The organism is Streptomyces sp. NPDC018947, from assembly GCF_044390505.1.
Lineage (GTDB): Bacteria > Actinomycetota > Actinomycetes > Streptomycetales > Streptomycetaceae > Streptomyces.
On sequence record NZ_JBIRZD010000014.1, the window covers coordinates 60,721 to 84,201 of the forward strand.

A 23,481-nucleotide genomic window follows, 5' to 3' on the forward strand; every position below is an offset into this window, starting at 1 on the left:
AAGGCGTGGCGGACGCGCCGGCGGGTAGCGGAGTCCGGGAGGCGTGGTCGGCGCGGTGACCGCCGGCGACGCCGGAAGGCGTGGTCGACAGGCTCCGGCCCTGACGTGACGTGGGCGAACCCGCCGCGAGGCACCGCGGGGCCCGTGCCGGACGCGGCACCGTGGCCCGGCCCGGTCCGCAGGTGGGGCGAGCGGTCGTCCCCCGCGCCGGGGCGGCTATCCCTCCGGCGTTCCGAACAGCTCGTCCTGCGCCCGGTCCCGAGCGGTCAGCAGGGCCCCGCGCAGTACGGCGCCGCCGCCCAGGGTGCTGGCGCGCACCTCCGTGGCGAGCGGTGACATCCGGGCGAGGCGGCTTTGGACGCGGGCCGCGAGGGCGTCGCCGCCGGCCCGGCCGATCTCACCCGCCAGCACGACACAGCCGGGGTCCAGGACGGAGACGACCGCGGCGGCGCCGACCGCGATCCGGTCGGCGAGGGCGTCGAGGAACCGTCCGGCGGCCGGCGCGGCGGCCGCGTCGCACACCGCCGCCCGCACCAGCAGGGCCGCGTGCGGCTCCGCCGTGACCTCACGCCCGGCCCCGGTGGGCTCAGCGGTCACGCCGGGTCCCACGACGGCGGCACCCGCCGACGCCCCGCCCACCGCCATCGCGTGCCCGGCCGACGCCCGGCCCACCGCCTCCGCGGACGCCGCCGTGACCCCGTACTCCGCCGCCAGCGCGGCCACCGCGGCCGCGCCGGTCATGGAGTGGAAGCCGCCGTCGCAGTCGGTGGCCGAGGGGAGGCCCGAAGTGCCCGGTACCGGCAGGAAGCCCAGCTCGCCCGCGCCCCCGGAGACGCCGCGGCGCAGGACGCCGTCGAGGACGACCGCGCCGCCGACGCCCAGGCCGAGCCAGAGCAGGACGAACGTGTCCCTGTCGCGGGCCGCCCCGTCGCGCTGCTCGGCCAGGGCGGCGAGGTTGGTCTCGTTCTCGACGCCGACCCGCGCCTCGGGGAACCGCTCCTGCAGCGCGGCCACCAGCCTCCGGTGCCATTCGGGCAGGGCGGCGGAGTCGCGCAGTTCACCGCTGCCCGGGTCGATCAGGCCCGGGGCACCGATGCCGACGGTGTGCAGCCTGTCGGCCCCCGCCTCCTTGGCCGCGCGCTCGACCAGGGTGACCGCCTGCTCCACCGCGTGGCCCGTCCCCGTGTCGTCGCCGATGGGCACGGACGCCTCGGCGAGGACGCGGCCGAGCAGGTCGGACACGAGGACGGAGACGCCCTCGGTGCGCACGTCGAGGGCGGCCAGGTGGGCCCGGTCGGCGACGATGCCGTACAGCTTGGCGTTGGGTCCTCGACGCCGCTCCTCGGACTCACCGGTCACCTCGACCAGCCCGGAGGCGGTGAGGCGCTCGACGAGGTCGGCCACGGTGGGCCGTGACAGGCCGGTGAGCTGCTTGAGCCGCCCCGCCGTCAGCGGGCCCTCCTGCTGGAGCAGGCGCAGGGCGAGCCGGTCGTTGATGGCCCGGGCGGTGCTCGGTGATGCGGGCATGCCGGGATCCTTCCAGATCGGCGGGCGTCGGGTCCGCCCGCATACTCCCTATCTATCAGGCAGGGTTCCTGATAGTTTACGCCGCGCGACGGATCAAGTGGAGCCGACCCGACGGAGGACCCGAGAATGAGCGCGGTGGTCTATGCGCAGAGCCAGGTGAGGCGCGCCCGGTACGCCGTGGCGGCCGTGTTCGCCGTGCACGGCGCGGTCACCGGCTCGTTCGCCACCCGTGTGCCCTGGATCCAGGACCACGCCGGGGTGAGCGCGGGCCAGCTCGGCCTCGCCCTCGCCTTCCCCGCGATCGGCGCCTCCGTGGCGATGCCGCTGGCCGGCAGCGTCACCCACCGCTTCGGCGCCCGCACCGCCCTGCGCGGTCTGCTGGCGCTGTGGACGCTGGCGCTGGTCCTGCCCTCGCTCGCCCCGAACCTGCTCACCCTGTGCCTCGCCCTGTTCGTCTACGGCGCCACGGCGGGCATGTCGGACGTGGCGATGAACGCGCTCGGCGTGGAGGTGGAGAACCGGCTCGACAAGTCGATCATGTCCGGCCTGCACGGCATGTGGAGCGCGGGCGCCCTGATCGGCTCGGCGGCCGGCACGCTCGCCGCCCATCTGGGCGCGGACGCGCGGCTGCACCACGTCCTGGCCGCGGCGGTACTGACCGGGGCGGGCCTGGTGGCCTGCACGTGGGTGCTGGACATCCAGCCCGCCGAGGACGAGGACCCGCCGCCGCGGTTCGCGCTGCCGCCCCGGTCGGCGCTGCTGATCGGCGCGGTCGGCTTCTGCGCGGTGTTCGCGGAGGGGGCGAGCCTGGACTGGTCCGCGGTCTACCTGCGGGACCAGCTCGGGACCTCGGCCGGTCTGGCGGCGGCCTGCACCACGGGCTTCACGCTCACCATGGCCGTGGCCCGGCTCGCCGGGGACAGGGTGGTGGACCGCTTCGGGGCCGTGCGCACGGTCCGGGTGAGCGGTGTGCTGGCCACGCTCGGCGGCCTGCTGGTGGTCGCCGGCGGGCACCCGGCGGTGGCGATGACCGGCTTCGCGCTGATGGGCCTCGGCATCGCGGTCGTCGTGCCGCTGTGCTTCGCGGCGGCGGGCCGGGCCGGCTCCAACCCGAGCCTCGCCATCGCGGGCGTCGCCACCATCACGTACACCTCGGGCCTGGTGGCGCCGAGCGCCATCGGCGGTCTGGCGCAGGCGACCAGCCTGGTGGCGTCGTTCGGCCTGGTGACCGTCCTGGCCTGCTGCCTGGTGCTGTTCGCCAAGGTGCTGCGGGCCGGCGACCGCGACCGGCCGAAGATCACTCCGCCGAGCGCAGCAGTGCCCGACCGGCAGCCCTGAAGGTGTCGCTCCACGGCGCCGGGCGCAGCGTCGCGGAGTCCAGCCGGACCAGCACACGGGTGCCGCGGGCGTACGTGGTGGCGCCGTCCGCCGAGCAGAACCGGAAGCCGTAGGTCAGCCCGGTCCTGCCGAGCCGCTCCAGCCAGAGGTGGACGGCGTACGGGCCCGGCCGGGTGACGGGCGTCTCGTAGGTGACCGTGAGTTCCTTGACGGCGTTGCAGGCGTCGCCGGCCGCGGCCCAGTCGCCCTCGAACCGGAAGCCGTGTCCGGCCCACAGCTCGGCCCAGGCCCGCTCGACCATCACCGGGTAGCGGGCGTTGTGCAGCAGGCCGAGGGCGTCCAGGTCGTCGAAGTGGACGGTGACGGGGACGAGCCTGCCGAAGGACAGGGCGGGCGCGTCGGTGGCTTCGGCGGTCACGGGCGGGGCTCCTGATCGTGCTCGGCTGGTGCTCACGTACGGCGGATCCCCTCCATCCTAAGCGGACGCTCAGAGACCTGGGTCACGGGAAGGCGCTGGTCAGCGGGGGGCGCGGAACGAAGGACCGCCGGTTACCCCCGACAATGGTGCGGACAGTCCTCACGTACAGAGAAAGCGAAACCTCACCATGGACCTCGGCGTGCGCTGGAAGCTGCACGGTGACGGGCGCACGCCCGCACCCGGAGCGGTGGTCCGCCCCGACGAACGGCTCTCGTGGCCCCGCACGGCCGGGCTCGGCGCCCAGCACGTGGTGGCCATGTTCGGGGCGTCCTTCGTGGCTCCGGTCCTGATGGGCCTGGACCCCAACCTCGCGATCATGATGTCGGGCGTTGCGACCGTCATCTTCCTGCTCGCCACCCGCGGCCGGGTGCCCAGCTACCTCGGCTGCTCCCTGTCCTTCGTCGGCGTCGCCGCCGTGATCCGGGCGCAGGGCGGCACCAGCGCCACGGTGACCGGCGCCGTCCTCGTCGTCGGTGTCGCGCTGTTCCTGGTGGGAGTGGCGGTGCAGCGCTTCGGCGCCCGGATCATCCACGCCGCGATGCCACCGGTCGTCACCGGCGCGGTGGTGATGCTGATCGGCTTCAACCTGGCCCCGGTCACCGCCTCCACCTACTGGCCGCAGGACCAGTGGACGGCACTGCTGGTGATGCTGTTCACCGGCCTGGCCGTGGTCTGCCTGCGCGGCTTCTGGTCCCGCATCGCGATCTTCCTGGGCCTCGTCTTCGGCTACGCCCTCTCCTGGGCCCTGGACCAGGTCTTCGGCAAGATCCACTCGGTGGACGGCAGCGGCAAGGTCACCGACCACTGGCGGCTGGACCTGTCCGCCGTGGGCCACGCCGACTGGATCGGGCTGCCGTCCTTCCACGGGCCGAGCTTCGAGTGGTCGGCGATCCTGGTCGCCCTGCCGGTCGTGATCGCGCTGGTCGCGGAGAACGCCGGACACGTCAAGGCCGTCGGCGAGATGACCGGCGACCCGCTCGACGACAAGCTGGGCACGGCGATCTCGGCGGACGGCGTCGGCTCGATCCTGTCCACCGCGGTGGGCGGGCCGCCCAACACCACCTACTCCGAGAACATCGGCGTGATGGCCGCGACGCGGGTCTACTCGACGGCCGCCTACTGGGCCGCCGCCGGTTTCGCGCTGCTGTTTGGCCTCTGCCCGAAGTTCGGCGCGGTCGTCGCCGCGATCCCCGGCGGCGTCCTCGGCGGCATCACGGTCATCCTCTACGGCATGATCGGCCTGCTCGGCGCGCAGATCTGGGTCAACGCCAAGGTGGACCTCCGCAATCCGCTGAACCTGGTGCCGGCCGCCGCGGGCATCATCATCGGCGTCGGCAACGTCAGCATGAAGTTCACCGACACCTTCTCCCTCAGCGGCATCGCGCTCGGCACCCTGGTCGTCATCACCGGCTACCACGCGCTCCGCCTCTTCGCCCCGCCCCACCTCAAGACGCAGGAGCCGCTGCTGGACGAGGGGACGTCGTCGTACGACGAGACGACCGGGGGCGGCGGTTCTCAGCGCGCCACGTCGTAGGCGTAGGACGGGGTGAACGTGCCCGGCGGGCCCTTGCGGCCGTCCGGCTCCCCGGGCGGCCGCACCCGCAGGCAGGCGTCGACGGGCCCCATGCCGGTGTCCGGGGTCGGTGCGCGGCGGGCGGCGCGCCCGCGCTCGGACCTGCGAGCGGCCGGACGCCGGGCACGCAGTCCGGACACTGCGGTTCCCCCTCCCGCACGGCGGGCGCGTTCCCCCGTTCCGGGGAAGCGACGGGCCCGCCGGCACCCCCGTCACCCCAAAGCTGCGACCCTGCCGCCATGGCGCACTGCGAGCAACTCCCGACGGCCGTCCGGACCGTGGACTCGGTCCTGAGCCGGATGCGCGTCCTCGACGCCGCCCTGCCCGCGCGGGACGGGGTGGCCGTCTTCAACCGCGTCTACCTCACCGTCACGGAGGCCGTCGACCGGCACATCGACGGCGGTCTGTTCCCGGACGCCCGGGCCGCGACCGCGCTGGACGTGCGGTTCGCGGAGCGCTATCTGGCCGCCGTCGACGCCCTGGAGGACGGGCGCCGGCCACCCGCCTGCTGGCGCCCCCTGTTCCAGTTCCGCCGCCATCCCGGCGTACGGCCGCTGCAGTTCGCGCTGGCGGGCATCAACGCGCACATCGGGCACGACCTCGCGCTGGCCGTGGTGGACGCCTGCCGTACGCTCGGCTGCGAACCCGCCGACCTGGAGGACGAGTTCGACCGGGTGGGCGATCTGCTCGTGTCGCTGGAGGAGCGCGTCCGCGACGAGCTGGTGCCGGGCCCCGACCTCCTGCGGATCGCCGACCCGCTGACCCACCTGCTCGGCTCCTGGAGCCTGGAGCGCGCCCGCGACGCCACGTGGGCCGCGGCCCGCGCGCTGTGGGCGCTGCGCCGGATGCCGGACGTGGCCGAGGAGTTCACCGAGCGGCTGGACGCGGCGGTGGGCTTCGCGGGCCGCATGCTGCTCACCCCACTGCCGGACTGACCGGGCCCCGCGTCGCCCGGCGCTTCCCGGCCGCTTCGCCCGCCGGCTCCCCCGAACGCGCGTACCGGCGCTGTACGTTGGCCCCTCGGGCAACATCGCACCCCGACGGCGAAGGAGCACCAGGCATGACGACCCGGCTCGGACTCGGTCTCCCCCAGATGCGTCAGTACGACATCGGCAAGGACGTCCCCGACGTGGCCCGCGCGGCGGAACGGATGGGCTACGAGAGCCTGTGGGTCTTCGAGAGGGCTCTGTTCCCCGAGCCGGCCACGCAGGGCCTGTACGGCATCGAGGGCCTGCCCTGGCCGGACAGCTACCGGAACGTGGCCGAACCGCTGGTCACCCTGACCCTCGCGGCGGCGGCCACCGAGCGGGCCCTGCTGGGCACCAGTGTGCTGGTCGCCCCGCTGCACGTGCCGTTCCAGCTCGCCAAGGCGCTGGCCTCGCTGGACGCGGCGAGCGGAGGACGGGTGGTGGCGGGCTTCGGCACCGGCTGGTCCCACGACGAGTACGCGGCGGCGTCCGTACGTCCCTTCGAGGAGCGCGGGCAGGCGCTGGACGAGCTGATCGAGGTGTGCCGCGCGGTGTGGGGCCCGGACCCGGTGGTGTACGACGGGCACATCACGAAGATCGCCTCCGCGGTCGTCGGCCCGAAGCCCGCCCGGCCGATCCCCGTCCTGCTGGCGGCGGGCAGCGGCCGGGCCCGGCGCCGGCTGGTCGACCACGCCGACGGCTGGCTGCCGACCGGCATGGGTGTCGAGACCGTCGCCGAACAGTGGCGCCTGCTGCGCGAACTGGCCGAGGAACGCGGCCGTACCGAGCCGATCCGGACGGTGCTGCGGGCCAACGCCCACTACCGGGCGGACGGCCGGACGGACGCCGGCCGCCGCCCCTTCGACGGCAGCGTGGACCAGATCGTGGAGGACCTGGCCGCCCACGCCGAGATCGGGCTCGACGAGATCCTCATCGACCTCCAGGGCTCCCCGCGGGACGCCGAGGAGCTCAAGGACGTCGCCGCCGAGGTGTACGAGAAGGCGCGGGCGGCCGGCGTGTAGCCGGTCAGTCCTCGGGGAGCTCGACCGGCGCGATCTCGTCGTAGACGTCGCCCGGGCCGGGGTTGGTCGGGTCGGTCTCCCCGCCGAAGTGGTGCATGACGCCCCAGACCGCGTTCAGCGCGGTCTGGACGGCGCCCTCGGCCCAGCCGGCCGTCCACGAGATGTCGTCGCCGGCGAGGAAGATGCCCCGCTTGTCCTCGGGCAGCTCCTCCTGCATGAAGTGGGTGAACAGGCGGCGCTGGTAGCGGTAGTGGCCCGGCAGGTTGGCCTTGAAGGCGCCCATGAAGTAGGGCTCGTTCTCCCAGGAGACCGTCACGGGGTTGCCGATGATGTGCTTCCTGATGTCGACCTTCGGGTAGATCTCGCCGAGCGACTTCAGCATGACCTCCATCCGCTCGTTCGCGGACAGCGGCAGCCACTTCAGGCTGTCGTCGCACCAGGTGTAGGACAGGCAGATCACGGCGGGCTTGTCCGGGCCGTCGTCCAGCAGGTAGGTGCCGCGGGTCATGCGGTCGGTGAGCGTCATCGACATGACGTCCCGGCCGGTCTCCTCGTCCTTGTCCAGCCAGAAGGGCCGGTCGACGGGCACGAAGAGCTTGCTGGACTCCATGTAGTGGGTGCGCTCGATCGCGGTCCAGTGGTCGATCGGGAAGAGCGAGTCGTCACAGGCGATCTTGGACAGCAGCATCCAGGACTGCGCGGTGAAGATCGCCGCCCGGTAGGTGCGGATGTCGCCGTGAGCGTCGGTGACGGTGATCCGGTTACCCGCAGTGCGGGTCAGCCGGGTCACGGCCGGGCGGGGCTCGCCGTCCACGTGGAGGGACTTCAGCGAGGTGCCGTAGGGCCAGTGGACGATCTTCTCCGGCTCCCGCTCCCACAGGCGCAGCGGCAGTTGCTGGGAGCCGCCGACGATGCCGCGGTGGTGGTCGTCGGCCTCGGTGTAGACGACGCGGAGGATCTCCAGGATGGAGTTGGGGAAGTCGGTGTCCCAGCCGCCGGTGCCGAAGCCGACCTGGCCGAAGATCTCGCGGTGCCGGAAGGACCGGAAGGCCTCGGACTCGCAGAGGAAGCCGTAGAAGGTCTGGTTGTCGAGCTTCTCGACCAGCTTCGCCCAGATCTCGCGGATGCGCGGGACGTCGCGCTCGCGCAGGGCGCGGTTCATGTCGGAGAAGTCGGCACCCTCCTCCAGGCAGCGCGCCCAGGCGTCCGCCACGTCCCGGTAGACCTGCGGCAGGTCGGCGAGGGTCTCGGCGTAGTGCGACTCGCCCTTGAGGTCGACGACGGTCGAGGGCGTCGCCTCGGCGAGCGGGTTGGGGAACGGCCGGGTCTCGAGGCCCACCAGGTCGATGTAGTGCTGGAGGGCGGTGGAGGACGGCGGGAAGCGCATCGCGCCCATCTCGGCGGTCAGCGAGGGGTCGCAGCCGTCGAAGCCGACGGTGCGCAGCCGGCCGCCGATCCGGTCGGCCTCGTAGACCACGGGCTTGAGGCCCATCTTCATCAGCTCGTAGGCGGCCACGATGCCCGACAGACCGCCGCCGATGACGGCGACCTCGCTGCCGTGCTCGGTCGCGGGTATCTGCCCGAGGCCCGCCGGGTGGGCGAGGAAGTCGTCGTAGGCGTACGGGAAGTCCGGACCGAACATGGTGATCGGCGGCTGCTGCTCGTCTGCGTGCTCGATCGCGTTGGGCACCGTGGACGTCATGGGGTACGGACTCCTTGCACAGGTGTTACGGGGAGGGAGGTTCAGGCGAGGGACCCGTAGAGGCCCGGGCGGCGGTCCTTCAGATACGGGTTGTTCTCGCGGGAGGCGGCGAGGAAGGCCGGGTCGGCGTCGGCGACGACCAGTTCCTCCGAGCGCCCGGCACGGGCACGGGCGATCCCGTCGGGCCCGGCGAGCACGGACAGCCCGACGAACTCGAACTCGCCTTCCGGGCCGACCCGGTTGACGTACGCGACGTACATCTGGTTCTCGAAGGCCCGCACCGGCACGACGGACTCGGCGACGAACTGGAAGGGGTGCATCTGCGCCGTCGGGACGAGCAGCAGGTCGGTGCCGGCCAGGGCGTGGGCGCGCACGTTCTCCGGGAACTCGACGTCGTAGCAGATCATCAGGCCGACGGTGAGACCGTTCAGCTCCGCCTGCACGACCGGCTGCTCGCCGGGGACGAAGTGCTCCTGCTCGAAGCAGCCGAAGAGGTGGGTCTTGCGGTAGTTGGCGAGGCGGGTGCCGTCGGCGGAGATCAACTGGACGGAGTTGAAGACGCTCTCGCCGGCCCGCTCGGGGTAGCCGTAGGCGACGGCGATGCCGTGGCGCGTGGCGGTCTCCGCGACCGCGTCGGCCGCGTCGCCGTCGGCGGCCTCGGCGAGGCGGCCGACGCCGTCGCCGATCGCGTACCCGGTCAGGAACAGCTCGGAGGTGACGAGCAGCCCGGCCCCCGCGGCGGCGGCGCGGCCCGCGGCCTCGTCGAGGACCTTGAGGTTCTCGGCGGTGGAGCCGGGGCGGCCGGAGCTCTGGAGCAGGGCTGTGCGCATGCGTGTTCCTCACCGGTCGGAAGGGGGGTTCGGGGGCCAGATAGACGGTACGGTCGGCGCGCTCGGCCGGACAAGGAGGAGCCGTTGCGCGCCGGTGAGCGGATCGTTGCGTCCCCCGGCCGCTCCCCGGCGATTCGTTGCGCGTCCGCCCGGGCCGCCCGTGAGGCACCGGGAGCGCCGGGGCGGGGGGAGCCCGGCGCCGCTCCCAGCGGCAGGGCCGGCCGGGCGGGACCCCACCGCCGGTGTCGCCCCCGCCGTCCGCCGGCGCCGGCGGACGGCCCCGAACTCATCGGTACCGACCCCGTGGGCCCGGCGCCCGCTCCGGCAGGACCGGTGCGGTCACCCGGGCCCCGGGGCGCGTCGGGCCCGGCGCCGGGTGCCGGGCGCGGCGCCCCGCGCCGCCACCAGGACCAGGGCCGTCACCAGGTATGGGAGCGCGGACAGCGCGAACGCGGTGCCGTGGCCCGTCGCCGTGCCGGCCACCGCGTACGCCCCGTACACCGCGATGGTGCCCACCTCGGTGCCGAGGCCCGCCACCGAGGTCAGGGTCGCCCGCCCGGCGGAGCCGATACGGCGCTGGAGGCGGGCGTCGGCGAGCACGCTCGCGAGCTGGAAACCGCCGAACGCGACGGCGACCAGCGCGAGCCCGGCGGGGCTGCCCGTGGCGGCGCCCGCCGCCAGGGCGAGGGCGGCGCCCGCCAGCAGACCGGCGAGAGGGGCGTCGCCCAGCCGTTCGGCGGCCCCGGACAGCAGCCCTCCGGCCGTGGCGCCGGCCCAGATCATCAGGAGCAGCCACGGCACGGTCGCCTCTGCCACGCCGGTGTCGCGCACCAGCAGCGGCGTGTACTCGTCGAGGGCGCCCCACACGGCTCCCACCGCCGGGACGAGCAGCAGCGCACCGCGTACGGACCGGTCGGCGCGGGCCTCGGCGAGCCCTGTCCGCAGGGTCGCGGCCCACCGTTCCCCTCCCCCGGCAGCCGTACGGTGCTCGGGGAACCGGGTCGCGACGGCCGCCGCCAGCAGGCAGACCACGATGCTCGCCACGCCCACCGCCCGGTAGCCGCCCCGGGCGAGCAGCGGCCCGGCCAGGCCCGTCGCCGCCATCACGCCCAGCAGCCCGGCCGCGCGGGCCCGGCCCATCACGCGGGCGTAGCGGCCGGCGGCGCCGAGCCGGTCGAGTTCGTCGTGGACGAGTGCCTCCAGCGCTCCGGACGCGAGCGCGCCCCCGGCGCCCCACAGCACGAAGCCCAGTGCGAAGGCGCCGTAGGACGGCGCGAACACCCACAGGGCGAAGCCGGCGGCGGTGAGCAGCGGTGCCGACCACAGCAGCAGCCGACGGGAGACGGCGTCGGCCAGGGCGCCCGTGGGGATCTCCAGCAGGACGCCGGTGAGCGACCACACGGCGAAGAGGGAGGAGATCTGCCCGACCGACAGCCCGGCGTCGCTGAAGAGCAGCGCGTACACCGGGTAGAGCAGGACGAAGTCGTCGAGGAACGCGTAACCGTACAGCGTGGCCGTCACCCGCCGGCGAGCGGCGGGCGGCACACGCGTGGGTGTGGAGGTCATGAGGCCTTCCCGGGAGAGCGGAGCGGACACCGGAGGTACGGCGTCCGGGGCGGCCCCCGGGAGGAGGCACGGCGGGTCGATCAATGTCGCCAGGTCATGGCACCGATGGTAGGCGCGGCGACGGCCCGGGCACAGGGCTTTACGTCGGCGACCCCGAGGAGAAGCGCCGCAGCAGCGGCGAGAGCACCAGCACCGACTTGGTGCGCTCCACGAAGGGCTCCCCGGCGATCCGCTCCAGGACCCGTTCGAAGTGCCGCATGTCGGAGGCGAAGACCTGGGCGATCGCGTCCGCGTCCCCGGTGACGGTGGACGCGGCCACGACCTCCTGGTAGCGCTCCAGTCCCCGCTGGATGGTCTCCGGCGAGGTGTTGCGGCGGCAGTGGATCTCGACGAACCCCTCGGTCTCCCAGCCGAGCGCGGCGGGGTCCACCCGCACGGTGAAACCGGTGATGGCGCCGGTGGCGCGCAGCCGGTCCACGCGCCGTTTCACGGCGGGCGCGGACAGGCCGACCGACTGCCCGATGTCCGCGTAGGAGCGGCGGGCGTCCTCGGCGAGGGCGTGCACGATGCGTTCGTCGAGATCGTTCAGCACTGCGGGTCGTTCACTTCACTTCTGCTGCGCCCGGACCTGCGAGGTGTCCGGGCCTGGGGTGGCGAGTCGGGAATGGCGTTGGCCGTACACGAAGTAGAACACGAGCCCGGCCGCCATCCAGACACCGAAGACCACCCAGGTGACGGCGGACAGGCTGCCCATCATCCACACGCAGAATCCGAAGCCCAGGGCGGGCAGGACCGGCGACAGCGGCACCCGGAAGGTGCGCGGCATGTCCGGGCGGGTCCGGCGCAGCACCACGACGGCCACGTTGACGAGAGCGAACGCGAAGAGCGTGCCGATGCTGGTGGCGTCGGCGAGCTGTCCGAGCGGGACGGCGGCGGCGAGGACGCCGCAGAACAGCGAGACGATCAGCGTGTTGGCGCGGGGGGCGCCGGTCTTCGGGTGGACCCGGGAGAACACCTTGGGCACCAGCCCGTCACGGGACATCGCGAACAGGACGCGGGTCTGGCCGTACAGGACGGTCAGGACGACGCTGGCGATGGCGACGACGGCGCAGAACGCCAGCAGGGTGCCCCAGAAGCTCTGCCCGGTGACGTCGGTCATGATCTGCGCGAGGGCGGCCTCGGAGTCGGTGAAGCCCTTCCACGGCTTGGCGCCGACGGCGACGGCGGCGACCAGCACGTACAGCACGGTGACGATGACGAGGGAGAGCATGATCGCGCGGGGGAGGTCGCGCTGGGCGTTCTTCGCCTCCTCACCGGCGGTGGAGGCGGCGTCGAAGCCGATGTAGGAGAAGAACAGCGTCGCACCGGCCGCGCTGACGCCGGCCATGCCGAGCGGCATGAAGTTCTCGTAGTTGCCGGAGCGGAAGCCCTGGACGCCGACGGCGCAGAAGAGCACCAGCGCGGCGATCTTGACGACGACCATGATCGTGTTGGCGCGGGCGGACTCGCGGGCGCCGCCCAGCAGGAACGTCATGGCGAGGAGCACCACGATCAGCGCGGGCAGGTTGAAGACGCCGCCGTCGCCGGGCGGGGCCGACAGGGCCGACGGGATGGTGACGCCGATGGTCCCGTCGAGGAGTTCGTTGAGGTACTCGCCCCAGCCGACGGCGACGGCCGCGACGGAGACGCCGTACTCCAGGACCAGACACCAGCCGCAGATCCAGGCGACCAGCTCGCCCATGGTGGCGTAGGCGTACGAGTACGAGGAACCGGCGACGGGGATGGTGCCGGCCAGCTCGGCGTAGGAGAGGGCGGAGAACAGCGCCGTCAGGCCGGCGATGACGAAGGAGAGGGTGACCGCCGGTCCGGCCTTGGGGACGGCCTCGCCGAGGACGACGAAGATGCCGGTGCCGAGGGTGGCGCCGATGCTGATCATGGTGAGCTGCCACAGGCCGAGGGTGCGGCGCAGGCTGCCGCCCTCGCCCTGGCCGCCCTCCGCGACCAGGCGTTCCACGGGCTTGCGGCGCATCAGGCGCGCGGCCGGCCCCGGGGACGTGGAGGCGGCCGATGTGTCGTGGTGCGGGGGTGCGCCTTGGTCGAGCACGCGTTGACTCCTTTGTCGCTGCCGGTCGCGCCGCCGGTTCGAGCGGGCGGTTCGCGGCGGGCTTCTGGAGCGGCGGAGACCGGGTGGCGTCCCTCACGGAAGACGGGGACCCACCGAGCGGGGTCCCCGCCACGCCACGTACAGCGCAGAACCCTATGAGCGGGGCGTTCCCCGGGGTAATGCAGCAACCTTGCGCGTGCCCGAACGATCGTTGCGTTCGTCGGGGCGGTACGCAGGTTCGTTGCGCGGGGGCTTTCGAGCATTGCGCGGACGGCCTCGACGACCGGATCGGCGCTGGTCAGCGAGGCGTCCCCGGCCGGGGACGCGCGCCGGCGCCCGGAACGGCGCACGGCCCCCGTCCTCCCCGGCGCGGGAAGGAATCAGGGGCCGTGCGGAAGGGTCCTGCGGTCAGCTCCAGCTCGCGTGCAGCGGCTTGCCCTCGGCGTAGCCGGCGGCGCTCTGGATGCCGACGATGGCCTTCTCGGCGAACTCCTCCAGGGAGGCGGCGCCGGCGTAGGTGCAGGAGGAGCGGACGCCCGCGATGATCGAGTCGATCAGGTCCTCGACCCCCGGACGGGTCGGGTCGAGGAACATGCGGGAGGTGGAGATGCCCTCCTCGAACAGCGCCTTGCGGGCCCGGTCGTACGCCGACTCCTCCGAGGTGCGGTTGCGCACCGCGCGGGCGGAGGCCATGCCGAACGACTCCTTGTACGGGCGGCCGTCCGCGTCGTGCTGGAGGTCGCCCGGGGACTCGTAGGTGCCCGCGAACCAGGAGCCGACCATCACGTTGGAGGCACCGGCCGCGAGGGCCATCGCCACGTCGCGCGGGTGGCGGACACCGCCGTCGGCCCACACGTGCTTGCCGTACTTCTTCGCCTCGGCGGCGCACTCCAGGACGGCGGAGAACTGCGGCCGGCCGACGCCGGTCATCATGCGGGTGGTGCACATGGCGCCGGGGCCGACGCCGACCTTGACGATGTCCGCGCCCGCCTCGATCAGGTCGCGCACGCCCTCGGCGGAGACGATGTTGCCCGCCACGATCGGCACCTGCGGGTCGAGGTCGCGCACCAGCTTGACGGCGCTGACCATGGACTCCTGGTGGCCGTGCGCGGTGTCGATCACCAGGGTGTCCACGCCGGCGTCCAGGAGCTGCTCGGCCTTGCCCGCCACGTCGCCGTTGATGCCGACGGCGGCGGCGATGCGGAGACGGCCCTGCGCGTCGGTGGCCGGGGTGTAGAGCGTGGCGCGCAGGGCGCCCTTGCGGGTGAGGATGCCGGCGAGGCGGCCGTCCTTGTCGACGGCGGGCGCGTAGCGGCGGTTGGCCGCGTCCAGGGTGTTGAAGGCCTCGCGCGGGTCCAGGTCCGCGTCGATCAGGAGGAGGTCCTTGGACATGACCTCTTCGAGCTGGGTGAAGCGGTCCACGCCGGTCAGGTCGGTGTCGGTGACCACACCGATCGGCTTGTGGTCCGCGTCGACGACCACACCGGCGTTGTGCGCGCGCTTGGGCAGCAGGGCCAGCGCGTCGGCGACGGTCTGGTGCGGGGCGAGCACGATGGGGGTGTCCAGCACGTGGTGGCGGCTCTTCACCCAGGAGACGACCTCGGTGACGACCTCGATCGGGATGTCCTGCGGGATGACCACCAGGCCGCCGCGGCGGGCCACCGTCTCGGCCATGCGGCGCCCGGCGATGGCGGTCATGTTGGCGACGACCAGCGGGATCGTGGTGCCCGTGCCGTCCGGGGAGGTGAGGTCCACGCCCTGCCGGGAGCCTACGGCGGACCGGCTCGGCACCATGAAGACGTCGTCGTACGTCAGGTCGTACGAGGGCTGGATGTCATTGAGGAAACGCACGTGCTGCACATCCCAGTTGATCAGAGGCGGCCCCCGGACAGGTCAGCCAGGGGGAAAGAGCACGTACTTCATTCTCCCACGACCGGTGACGAAATCGCCCCGGTCGGATCATCCAGGCTGGTCAGAGGCCCCTTCGGAGGATCCTCCAGGGCCCAGGGTCACGAAGAGTCCGGGACCGCGGTCCGTCGCCTCGCCGAACACCTCCTCGGCCACGGCCCACTCGTCCGGCCGCGCCTCGGCGTACGCCCGCCAGCCCCGTACGACGACCAGCAGCCCCCGCTCCGCCGCCCCCTCGGGCCAGACGGACGGGTCGGCCAGGGAGTCGGCCAGCGCGTCCCAGTTGCGGCCGAACCAGTCGGGCAGGTCCAGGTCACGGGCGCAGCGGTCCATCAGGCCCGCCTTGTCCGTGACCCCGCCGAGGTCGAGGGTGACCACGAGCCGTCCCGCGGGGTCCTCGGTCATGTCCTGCCCTTTCTCCGGCCGTGCGTCAGACACCGTCCGGGTCCGAGCGGTTGAGGGTCGGCTTCGGGGTGGTCCCGGCCGTCATCAGGTAGTCCGCGGCGGACGTGTCCGTCACGAGGCTGGTGACGAGCCCGGAGCGCAGCACCGCGTCGATGGCCGCGGCCTTGCGCTGCCCGCCCGCGATCGCGACGACCTCGGGGATGCGGCGGAGCTGGTCCGCCGTGACCGTGATGCACCGCTCCCCCAGGTCCCGCCCGACCCGGCGTCCCTCGGCGTCGAAGAGGTGCGCGGACATCTCGGCGGCGACACCGAGCGAGGCGTAGTGCGCGCGCTCCTCGTCGCTGAGCATGTCGTGGACCGTCGAGATGCCGGGCTCCCAGGAGCCGATGGAGACGCAGGCGACCGTGACCTTGTCGAAGTACTCGAAGGCCCGGGCGATCCCGGTCTGGTGGCGCAGCGCCGCCGCGGTCGCGGCGTCGGGCAGCAGCATCGGGGCGTAGATGGGGTGGGCGTCGCCGCCGGACACCTGGGCGGCGCGGCGGACGGCCTCGACGGAGCCGCGCTCGGCGGTCCCGGCGTCGTACACGCCCGTGAGCTGCACCACCGTGCACGGCGGCAGCCGGTCGAGCGCCGCCGCCATGTGGATGGTGGAGCGGCCCCAGGCCAGGCCGAGGACGTCGCCCTCGTTGACCAGCTCGCCGAGCAGGTCGGCGGCCACCTCGCCCAGGTTCTCCGGGTCGGGGGTCTCCTCGGCCTCGGCCGGGGACTCCACCACGACGGCGTGCCTGAGGCCGTAGCGGGCCCGCAGGGCGTCCGAGCGCTCGGCGTCCAGCTCGGCAGGCACCCGGATCTCGATTCGTACAAGGTCCCGCTCGAGGGCGGTCTCGAGGACCCGGGCCACCTTGAAGCGGCTGACGCCGAACTCCTCCGCGATCTGGATCTTGGACTTGCCCTCGAGGTAGAAGCGGCGGGCCATGGCCGCCGCCTGGACCAGCTCAGCGGGTCCCATCCGCATGGCTGAACGGCCCGCCGACATACCCGACACGGCGATCTCCTCACTGCTCTTCACACTCTGGACTCGCCGTTCATCCTTGCAGATTCGGCGCACTTGATCAGCCCTGACAGGTGCCGTTCATGTTCTGTTCCTCAGTGGTCGCACGCCCACGACGCCTTGGCGGTCGCCGCCTCGGCCTGCTCGCGCAGGGCGCGCACGGCCTCGGCGGGGTCGGACGCCCCGTACACGGCGGAACCGGCGACGAAGACGTCGGCGCCGGCGTCGGCGCACTGTTCGATCGTCGAGGCCGAGACACCGCCGTCGACCTGGAGCCACAGTTCCAGACCGTGCTTCTTGATCAGCTCACGGGTGCGGCGGATCTTCGGCAGCATGATGTCGAGGAACGCCTGCCCGCCGAAGCCGGGTTCAACCGTCATGATCAGCAGCATGTCGAGTTCGGGAAGCAAGTCCTCGTACGGCTCGATCGGCGTCGCGGGCCGCAGCGCCATGGAGGCGCGGGCGCCCTTGGCCCGGATCTCCCGCGCGAGCCGGACCGGGGCGGTGGCCGCCTCGACGTGGAAGGTGACGGAACCGGCGCCGGCCTCGACGTACTGAGGAGCCCAGCGGTCGGGGGCCTCGATCATGAGGTGGCAGTCCAGCGGGGTGTCCGTCGCGCGGGCCAGGGACTCCACGACCGGCACGCCGAGCGTGAGGTTGGGGACGAAATGGTTGTCCATGACGTCTACGTGGAGCCAGTCGGCTCCCTCGACCGCCTTGGCCTCGTCCGCGAGGCGGGCGAAGTCGGCGGACAGGATGCTGGGGTTGATCTGCGCGGCCATGCCCCCAAGCCTGCCATGCCCTCCGGGGGTGGGGAGCATCGGTACCGGGGGATGCGGTCGTTCTTCGGCCGCGGGCCGTGCGTGGTGCTCGCGCGGTTCCCCGCGCCCCTTCGCGTGGGCCGGCCCGGACGTCGGTGTGCGGTGACCGCCGTTGCCCCGGGGCGCGGTTGTGCGTCGGCCGCGGACCGTGCGTGGTTGCTCGCGCGGTTCCCCGCGTCCCTTCGGGGCGCCTTGGTGGAGCGGGGTCTACGCGGTGCGGCGGATCAGGGCGAGGTACATCGCGTCCGTGCCGTGGAGGTGGGGCCAGAGCTGGATGTCGGGGCCGTCGCCCAGGTCCGGGACGCCGGGGAGGAGGGGGCGGGCGTCGAGGAGTTCGGCCTCGGGGTGCTGCTTGAGGACGTCCGCGACGACGGCGCGGGTCTCCGCGAGGTGGGGCGAGCAGGTCGCGTAGCCGACGACGCCGCCGACCCGTACGGCCCGCAGGGCGCTGTCCAGCAGGCCTCGCTGGAGCGGGGCGAAGCCGTCCAGGTCCTCGGGACGGCGCCGCCAGCGCGCCTCGGGGCGGCGGCGCAGGGCACCGAGACCGGTGCACGGCACGTCGACCAGGACGCGGTCGAAGCAGCCGGGCCGCCACGGCGGGCGGGTCCCGTCGGCGGCGATCACCTGGTACGGCCCCGGGTTGCCGTCCAGTGCCTTGGCCACGAGCCCCGCCCGGTGCGGCTGCTTCTCGGAGGCCAGCAGGAAGGCCCCCCGCTCGGCGGCCAGGGCGCCCAGCAGCGCCGCCTTGCCGCCGGGCCCCGCGCAGCCGTCCAGCCAGCGCCGGTCGGGCCCGTCCAGGGGCGCGTTGGCCAGGGCGAGCGCGACGAGCTGGCTGCCCTCGTCCTGGACCCCGGCCCGGCCCTCCCGTACGGCCTGGACGGCCCCGGGCTCGCCGCCCTCGCTCAGCCGCACCGCGTACGGCGACCAGCGCCCGGCGACGGCGGCGTCCTCGGCCAGCAGTTCCCCGGTCGTGGCCCGGCCGGGCCGGGCGACCAGCGTCACCTCGGGCCGCTCGTTGTCGGCCGCCAGCAGCTCCTCGATGCCGGCCCGGCCGCCGCCGAGGGAGTCCCACAGCGCGGAGACGACCCAGCGCGGATGCGAGTGGACGACCGCGAGGTGGTCCTCGGGGTCCTCGTCGTAGGGCGGCGCGACCCGCTCCAGCCAGCCGTCGAGGTCGTCCTGCGCGACCTTGCGCAGCACGGCGTTGACGAACTTGGCCCGCCCGTCGCCCAGCACCACCCGCGCCAGCTCGACGGAGGCGGACACGGCCGCGTGGGTCGGGATCCGCGTCCCGAGGAGCTGGTGCACACCGAGGCTGAGCACGTCCAGCACCGGCGGATCGACCTCGCGCAGCGGCCGGTCCACGCAGACGGCGATGACCGCGTCGTACGTCCCCTGCCGGCGCAGCGTCCCGTAGACCAGCTCGGTCGCGAGGGCTGCGTCCCGGGCGTCGAACGTCTCGTCCTTCTCCCGCGCCTTGCGCAGCAGCGGCGGCAGGACGAGGTTGGCGTACGCGTCCCGCTCGTCCACGGCCCTGAGCGCCTCGAAGGCGAGGATGCGGACGGGGTCCTTCTGGGGCCTGCGGTACGGCTTGCCGGGTTTGCGGGGACGACGAGGCTGCTCGCTCACGAAAAAGGTGCTCCGGTTGTGGGGTGCAGTGCGTCCACCAGCGTACGTCGGGCCGGCGGACGGTGACGCGCAGGTCAGGCGCCCAGCGACTCGCCCTCGGCGATCCGCGCGCCGCGCGCCCAGTCCGCGGCCCGCATCGGCTTCTTGCCCTGCGCCTGCACCCACAGCAGCTCGACGGCGTACGAGCCGGTGCCGACGTACACGTTGTTCTTGCCGGCCGCGAGCCTGCCGGGGGCGAGGTCGGTGCGGCCGGGCACGGGCGTGGCCTGCACGAGCTTGAGCCGCTCGCCGCGGAACGTGGTCCAGGCGCCGGGCGCCGGCGTGCAGCCGCGCACCACGCGGTCGACGCGCAGCGCCGGGGCCGCCCAGTCGATCCGGGCGTCCTCGACGGTGATCTTCGGGGCCAGGGAGACGCCGTCGGCGGGCTGCGGCACGGCCTTCAGCGTGCCGTCCTCGATGCCGTCCATGGTCGCGGCCAGCAGTCCCGCGCCGGCGAAGGCGAGCCGGGTCAGCAGGTCGCCGCTGGTGTCGGTGGGCCGGATGGTCTCGGTGACCGTCCCGTAGACGGGCCCGGAGTCCAGGCCCTCCTCGATGAGGAAGGTGGACGCCCCGGTGATCTCGTCCCCGGCCATCAGCGCGTGCTGCACGGGCGCGGCTCCGCGCCAGGCGGGCAGCAGCGAGAAGTGCAGGTTGACCCAGCCCTGCGCGGGCACGTCGAGGGCCACGCGCGGCAGCAGGGCCCCGTAGGCGACGACCGGGCAGCAGTCGGGCGCGATCTCGCGCAGCCGCTCCAGGAACTCCGGGTCCCGGGGCTTCGCGGGCTTGAGCACCTCGATCCCGGCCTCCTCGGCCCGCTCGGCCACGGGCGAGGCCACCAGCCGACGCCCGCGCCCGGCCGGAGCGTCGGGCCGGGTGACGACGGCGGCCACCTCGTGGCGCTCGGAGGCGATCAGGGCGTCCAGGGCGGGAACGGCGACCTCGGGGGTACCGGCGAAGACCAGCTTCATGGGTGGGACGGGCCTCTCGGGCGGGGGCGGATGGGGGCGACGCACCAGTCTACGAGCCCCTACGCGACGAGCGGCCGCCCAAGGTACGGCGCCCCCGGGAGGCGGTTCCGGAGGCCGCGGCGCGCACCGTGCCGGGACGGCGTGTGCATATGCCAGCACGCCCCCACCCCGTGACCGGCGGAGCGTCCACGCGTTGGTCAAGGAAGAGTTGACCACACAGGGCCGCCCGCGCGACCCGATCCCCTTCCAACGCCGGTTCGAGAGGCTTGTTCATGGCCGACCACGCAACCCACGACGCCCAGGCTCGGGCCAGCCTGCACTTGCTGGTGCGGGACATCGAGCGGGTCCGCCGGCAGGTGGACGCACTGCGCACCCTCACCGCCCAGTTGGGCAACGTCTACCGTCCGCGCCGTTCCGGCCCCTCCACGGGCTTCGTCGTCTACGGACGCGCCCCCGCCCCGACGGTCCGTCTCGCCCAGGAGCTGCGGGACAGTGTCGAGACCCTGGTCACGGCCGCCGTGGACTTCGACCGCTCGCTCGGCTTCTCGTGGGACGCGGTGGGCTCCGCTCTCGGCGTCACCAAGCAGGCCGTGCACCGGCGTTACGGTTCCCGTCGCGCCGCGGCCCAGGCGGCGGCGGCCGAGACCACCGAGCGCGCGCAGGAACCGTCGGGCACCCGCACGGGCCCGGCGGGCACCGGCGTCGCGGCCGTGCCCACGGTCCCCGCGGCCCGCTCCATGCCGACCCAGCCGACGGCCGGCAGCCCGGCCCTGCGCGAGGACATCAGGCCGACCGCCTTCCCGAGCCCCCGCAACGGCTGACCCGAGCCCCAGCCCTCCCGGCCGACACCGGGAGGGCCCACCTCTCCACTCCACACCGCCCGACACCAGCAACGCGGCACGGGCATCTCGGCCCCCGGTCGGCGAAGCCCCCTACGCCGACAACCAGCGCCATCACAGCCCCCGCGCACGCGGGCACCGGCGCAACACGGCGTCTCGGCCGACGAGACCGACGAGGCCGACGACAGCCCAGCCCCTGCACCGGCACGACGGCCATCACAGCCACCCCGCGCACCGACACCGGCTCCACTCGCCCGCTCCGTACGACCGGGACGTTCGCCGCCGCCCTCGACCGGTGCCGGGTGCATGATCCGCACCCGCACCGCCGTCCACGCGGCCCTCCGCGCGCCGACGAGCTCTCCCGGCGGCTACCTGGCCGCCCCCCGCGGCACCCGGCCCCCCGTACCACGCCGTCGGCGAGAGCCAATCCCCACGCCGGACCGACGCCGACACGAACCACCCCGCACCCCGCACCGGCACCAACCCGCCCCGCACCACCAGCCCCACCGGTCACAGCGGACCCAGCCGCCTCTCAGCCGATGTCCGGCGGATCGATCCGCACCCAGACCGCCGCGTCGTTCCCCCGGGCCATCCGCGCCGCCTGTGCGGCCTTCAGCGCGCCGGCCAGTGCGGCCCCGCTCCCCGGTGGCACCCGTACCAGCGCCCGGTCCCAGTGCTCCCCCGGCGGCGGTCCGCCCGCCCTGCGCGGGCGCCCCGGTGGTGTGACCGACAGCGGCACCGGGCCCAGCACCTCGGCCTCGCGCGGCAGCTCCACCGCGCGGAGGAAGCCGGCCACCGCCTCCGGGGGCCCCGTCACGGACGCCATCCGCGACACCGGCGGGAAGCCCAGCTCGGCCCGCTCGGACAGCTCCCGTACCGCATGGCCGACGGGGTCCCACCGCACCAGCGCCTGCACCGGCCGCAGGGTCGGCTCGGCCACCACGACGACGGTGCCCCCCTCGCTCTGCGGACGCACCAGCGCGGCCGCGGCGAGCCAGCGCCGCAGGGCGTCCTCCCCGGCGCGCAGGTCGGGCCGCCCCAGCATGGCCCAGCCGTCGAGCAGCAGCGCCGCCGCGTACCCGCCCTCGGCCACGGGCTCGGCGCCCGGGGTGCTGACGACCAGGGCCGGCGTGTCCGGCACGGTGTCCAGGACCTGCTCCCGCCCCGACGTGCGCACCGGCACCGCGGGAAAGGCCCGGCCCAGCTCCTCGGCGGTACGGCGCGCGCCCACAACCTGGGCGCGCAGCCGGAACGCCCCGCACTCCGGGCAGTGCCAGTCGTTCTCCTCGCGTCCGCACCAGCCGCAGCGCAGCGCGGCCCCGGACTCCTGGCCCTCCAGCGGCCCCGAGCAGTGCCGGCACCGCGCGGGCGTCCGGCAGGCGGCGCACGCCATCCGCGGTACGTATCCGCGCCGGGGCACCTGCACGAGGACCGGGCCGCGCCGCAGCCCGTCCCGCACGGCCTGCCAGGCGAGGGTCGGCAGCCGGGCGGCCCGCGCCGCCTCGTCCCTGGCCAGGTCACCGTCGCCGACGGTGCGGACGAGCGGGGCGGCGGCCCGTACCTGCTCCCGGCCGGCGACCAGCGGCCGGGCCCAGCCGGTCTCCACCAGTTGCGCGGCCTCCACGGTGCACGTCCGGCTTCCCAGCAGGAAGGCGCACCGGTCCTGGGCCGCGCGCAGCAGCAGTACCTCGCGGGCGTGCGGCTGCGGGGCGTGCTGCTCGCTGTGGCTGTCGTCGCCGTCGTCCCACAGGGCGACCAGTCCGAGGTCGCGCACCGGGGCGAACATGGCGGCGCGGGTCCCGACGACGGCCCGTACGGCGCCTCTGCGCACGGCGAGCCACTGCGCGTACCGCTTCTCGGGTCCGGCGTCGGCGGTGAGCACCGCGTGCCGGCCGTCGCCGAGCAGGGCGGTCAGCGCGGCGTCGACGCGGGCGACGGCCCGCCCGTCCGGCACGACGACGAGCGCGCCCCGCCCCGAGGCCAGCGTCGCCGCCACGGCCCGCGCCAGCTCCTCGCTCCACCGGGGGCCGGGCAGCGCGTTCCAGACGGCACGCGGCGCACCGCCCGAGGCCAGGGAGGCGAGGAACCCGGGCCCCTGCTCGTACCGCTCCCAGGGGCCCGCGGCGGGCGCCGGCGGCGGGGGCAGCGGCTCGGGCGAGGGCCGCTTCTCGGCACGCGCGCTGCGCGGCGGCACGGCGAGCTGGAGCACGTCGGCGAGGCTGCCCGCGTAGCGGTCGGCGACGGCACGGGCGAGTCCGAGCAGCTCCGGGTCGAGCACCGGTTCCGGCGAGACGACCTGGGCCAGCGCCGCCAGCGGACCGGCGTAGTCGGACTCCTCGAGCCGCTCCACCAGGAAACCGTCGACGAGACCGCCGCCCTCGCGGCGCCCGTCGCGCACCCGGTGCCGTCCGGCTCCGAACCGCACCCGCACCCGCACGCCGGGCCGGGCCTCGGCGTCGAGTTCCTCGGGCACGGCGTAGTCGAAGTACCGGTCGAGGTGGAGCACGCCCTTGTCGACGAGCACCCGTGCGACGGGCAGCTCCTTGGCGAGCGCGGCTCCGCGCCAGGTCCGCGGCTTGGCGCGCGGCGCCTTCGCCTTGCGCACGCTCTCCCGGATGAGCGCGAGCTGTTCGGGCGGTGCCTCCTGCGCGCCGCCCTCCCCCCGTCCGTTCTCGCTGCTCACACCTGCATTCTTACCAAAGCCCACCGACAA

General features: G+C 74.2%; 20 protein-coding genes. 5 read left to right on the plus strand and 15 right to left on the minus strand.

Annotated features, from left to right (window positions below):
- Positions 1-216: 216 nt before the first annotated feature.
- Positions 217-1,527, minus strand: a complete 1,311-nt coding sequence (locus ACH499_RS25065) for an ROK family transcriptional regulator (protein ID WP_399018463.1) — start codon at positions 1,525-1,527, stop codon at positions 217-219.
- Positions 1,528-1,653: 126 nt separating this feature from the next.
- Between ACH499_RS25065 and ACH499_RS25070 the strand changes: the two genes are divergently transcribed.
- A complete protein-coding gene (locus ACH499_RS25070; protein ID WP_399018465.1) occupies positions 1,654-2,865 on the plus strand; it encodes an MFS transporter in 1,212 nt (403 codons plus the stop codon).
- Here ACH499_RS25070 and ACH499_RS25075 read toward each other — a convergent pair.
- A complete protein-coding gene (locus ACH499_RS25075; protein ID WP_399018468.1) occupies positions 2,825-3,283 on the minus strand; it encodes an acyl-CoA thioesterase in 459 nt (152 codons plus the stop codon). The genes ACH499_RS25070 and ACH499_RS25075 overlap by 41 nt on opposite strands.
- A 187-nt stretch (positions 3,284-3,470) precedes the next feature.
- Here ACH499_RS25075 and ACH499_RS25080 point away from each other — a divergent pair, with 187 nt between their 5' ends.
- The gene (locus tag ACH499_RS25080; RefSeq protein ID WP_356199280.1) at positions 3,471-4,877 is read left to right on the plus strand and encodes a solute carrier family 23 protein; all 1,407 of its coding nucleotides are present in this window, start codon (positions 3,471-3,473) and stop codon (positions 4,875-4,877) included.
- On the opposite strand, the gene ACH499_RS25085 is transcribed toward ACH499_RS25080, so the two are convergent.
- A complete protein-coding gene (locus tag ACH499_RS25085) occupies positions 4,859-5,056 on the minus strand; it encodes a hypothetical protein (RefSeq protein WP_399018470.1) in 198 nt (65 codons plus the stop codon). The genes ACH499_RS25080 and ACH499_RS25085 overlap by 19 nt on opposite strands.
- 99 nt (positions 5,057-5,155) lie before the next feature.
- On the opposite strand from ACH499_RS25085, the gene ACH499_RS25090 reads away from it, so the two are divergent.
- Both ACH499_RS25090 and ACH499_RS25095 read left to right on the plus strand, forming a co-directional pair.
- Entirely contained in the window at positions 5,156-5,851 is a 696-nt protein-coding gene (locus tag ACH499_RS25090) for a DUF5995 family protein (RefSeq protein ID WP_356199281.1), read from the plus strand.
- 125 nt (positions 5,852-5,976) lie between these two features.
- The gene (locus ACH499_RS25095) at positions 5,977-6,906 is read left to right on the plus strand and encodes an LLM class F420-dependent oxidoreductase (RefSeq protein ID WP_399018472.1); all 930 of its coding nucleotides are present in this window, start codon (positions 5,977-5,979) and stop codon (positions 6,904-6,906) included.
- A gap of 4 nt (positions 6,907-6,910) precedes the next feature.
- On the opposite strand, the gene ACH499_RS25100 is transcribed toward ACH499_RS25095, so the two are convergent.
- The 11 genes from ACH499_RS25100 to fmt all read right to left on the minus strand — a co-directional run bounded on the left by ACH499_RS25100 (position 6,911) and on the right by fmt (position 19,929).
- Entirely contained in the window at positions 6,911-8,608 is a 1,698-nt protein-coding gene (locus ACH499_RS25100; protein WP_356199285.1) for an NAD(P)/FAD-dependent oxidoreductase, read from the minus strand.
- A gap of 41 nt (positions 8,609-8,649) precedes the next feature.
- Positions 8,650-9,438 (minus strand): carbon-nitrogen hydrolase family protein, encoded by a 789-nt coding sequence (locus ACH499_RS25105; RefSeq protein ID WP_399018475.1) that lies wholly within the window; start codon positions 9,436-9,438, stop codon positions 8,650-8,652.
- 339 nt (positions 9,439-9,777) lie between these two features.
- Positions 9,778-11,004, minus strand: a complete 1,227-nt coding sequence (locus tag ACH499_RS25110; RefSeq protein WP_399018477.1) for an MFS transporter — start codon at positions 11,002-11,004, stop codon at positions 9,778-9,780.
- A gap of 139 nt (positions 11,005-11,143) precedes the next feature.
- A complete protein-coding gene (locus ACH499_RS25115; protein WP_356199291.1) occupies positions 11,144-11,596 on the minus strand; it encodes an Lrp/AsnC family transcriptional regulator in 453 nt (150 codons plus the stop codon).
- 15 nt (positions 11,597-11,611) lie between these two features.
- A complete protein-coding gene (locus ACH499_RS25120; protein ID WP_356199293.1) occupies positions 11,612-13,108 on the minus strand; it encodes an amino acid permease in 1,497 nt (498 codons plus the stop codon).
- Positions 13,109-13,516: 408 nt separating this feature from the next.
- A complete protein-coding gene (locus tag ACH499_RS25125) occupies positions 13,517-14,959 on the minus strand; it encodes a GuaB1 family IMP dehydrogenase-related protein (RefSeq protein WP_356199295.1) in 1,443 nt (480 codons plus the stop codon).
- Between the two features lie 108 nt (positions 14,960-15,067).
- Positions 15,068-15,421: a barstar family protein gene (locus ACH499_RS25130; protein ID WP_356199297.1), complete on the minus strand. Its 354-nt coding sequence runs from the start codon at positions 15,419-15,421 to the stop codon at positions 15,068-15,070.
- A gap of 25 nt (positions 15,422-15,446) precedes the next feature.
- Positions 15,447-16,490 carry a sugar-binding domain-containing protein gene (locus ACH499_RS25135; RefSeq protein WP_356199299.1) on the minus strand — a complete coding sequence of 348 codons (1,044 nt, stop codon included), beginning with the start codon at positions 16,488-16,490 and terminating at the stop codon, positions 15,447-15,449.
- Positions 16,491-16,567: 77 nt separating this feature from the next.
- Positions 16,568-17,254 (minus strand): ribulose-phosphate 3-epimerase, encoded by a 687-nt coding sequence (gene rpe / locus ACH499_RS25140; RefSeq protein WP_356199301.1) that lies wholly within the window; start codon positions 17,252-17,254, stop codon positions 16,568-16,570.
- A gap of 246 nt (positions 17,255-17,500) precedes the next feature.
- Positions 17,501-18,922 (minus strand): RsmB/NOP family class I SAM-dependent RNA methyltransferase, encoded by a 1,422-nt coding sequence (locus ACH499_RS25145; protein ID WP_399018481.1) that lies wholly within the window; start codon positions 18,920-18,922, stop codon positions 17,501-17,503.
- Positions 18,923-18,996: 74 nt separating this feature from the next.
- Complete coding sequence (fmt, locus tag ACH499_RS25150) at positions 18,997-19,929, minus strand: methionyl-tRNA formyltransferase (protein ID WP_356199305.1); 933 nt, start codon at positions 19,927-19,929, stop codon at positions 18,997-18,999.
- 272 nt (positions 19,930-20,201) lie between these two features.
- Here fmt and ACH499_RS25155 point away from each other — a divergent pair, with 272 nt between their 5' ends.
- Complete coding sequence (locus ACH499_RS25155) at positions 20,202-20,750, plus strand: hypothetical protein (RefSeq protein WP_399018483.1); 549 nt, start codon at positions 20,202-20,204, stop codon at positions 20,748-20,750.
- Between the two features lie 550 nt (positions 20,751-21,300).
- Here the strand turns inward: ACH499_RS25155 and ACH499_RS25160 are convergent.
- Complete coding sequence (locus tag ACH499_RS25160; protein ID WP_399018485.1) at positions 21,301-23,451, minus strand: primosomal protein N'; 2,151 nt, start codon at positions 23,449-23,451, stop codon at positions 21,301-21,303.
- Positions 23,452-23,481 lie beyond the last annotated feature (30 nt).

What these genes read in the sequence shown, in the direction of transcription:
- ACH499_RS25065 (WP_399018463.1), bottom strand. Translation starts at nt 1,527, where the DNA reads ATGCCCGCATCACCGAGCACCGCCCGGGCCATCAACGACCGGCTCGCC.
- ACH499_RS25070 (WP_399018465.1), top strand. Translation starts at nt 1,654, where the DNA reads ATGAGCGCGGTGGTCTATGCGCAGAGCCAGGTGAGGCGCGCCCGGTAC.
- ACH499_RS25080 (WP_356199280.1), top strand. Translation starts at nt 3,471, where the DNA reads ATGGACCTCGGCGTGCGCTGGAAGCTGCACGGTGACGGGCGCACGCCC.
- ACH499_RS25090 (WP_356199281.1), top strand. Translation starts at nt 5,156, where the DNA reads ATGGCGCACTGCGAGCAACTCCCGACGGCCGTCCGGACCGTGGACTCG.
- ACH499_RS25095 (WP_399018472.1), top strand. Translation starts at nt 5,977, where the DNA reads ATGACGACCCGGCTCGGACTCGGTCTCCCCCAGATGCGTCAGTACGAC.
- ACH499_RS25100 (WP_356199285.1), bottom strand. Translation starts at nt 8,608, where the DNA reads ATGACGTCCACGGTGCCCAACGCGATCGAGCACGCAGACGAGCAGCAG.
- ACH499_RS25105 (WP_399018475.1), bottom strand. Translation starts at nt 9,438, where the DNA reads ATGCGCACAGCCCTGCTCCAGAGCTCCGGCCGCCCCGGCTCCACCGCC.
- ACH499_RS25110 (WP_399018477.1), bottom strand. Translation starts at nt 11,004, where the DNA reads ATGACCTCCACACCCACGCGTGTGCCGCCCGCCGCTCGCCGGCGGGTG.
- ACH499_RS25130 (WP_356199297.1), bottom strand. Translation starts at nt 15,421, where the DNA reads ATGACCGAGGACCCCGCGGGACGGCTCGTGGTCACCCTCGACCTCGGC.
- rpe (WP_356199301.1), bottom strand. Translation starts at nt 17,254, where the DNA reads ATGGCCGCGCAGATCAACCCCAGCATCCTGTCCGCCGACTTCGCCCGC.
- fmt (WP_356199305.1), bottom strand. Translation starts at nt 19,929, where the DNA reads ATGAAGCTGGTCTTCGCCGGTACCCCCGAGGTCGCCGTTCCCGCCCTG.
- ACH499_RS25155 (WP_399018483.1), top strand. Translation starts at nt 20,202, where the DNA reads ATGGCCGACCACGCAACCCACGACGCCCAGGCTCGGGCCAGCCTGCAC.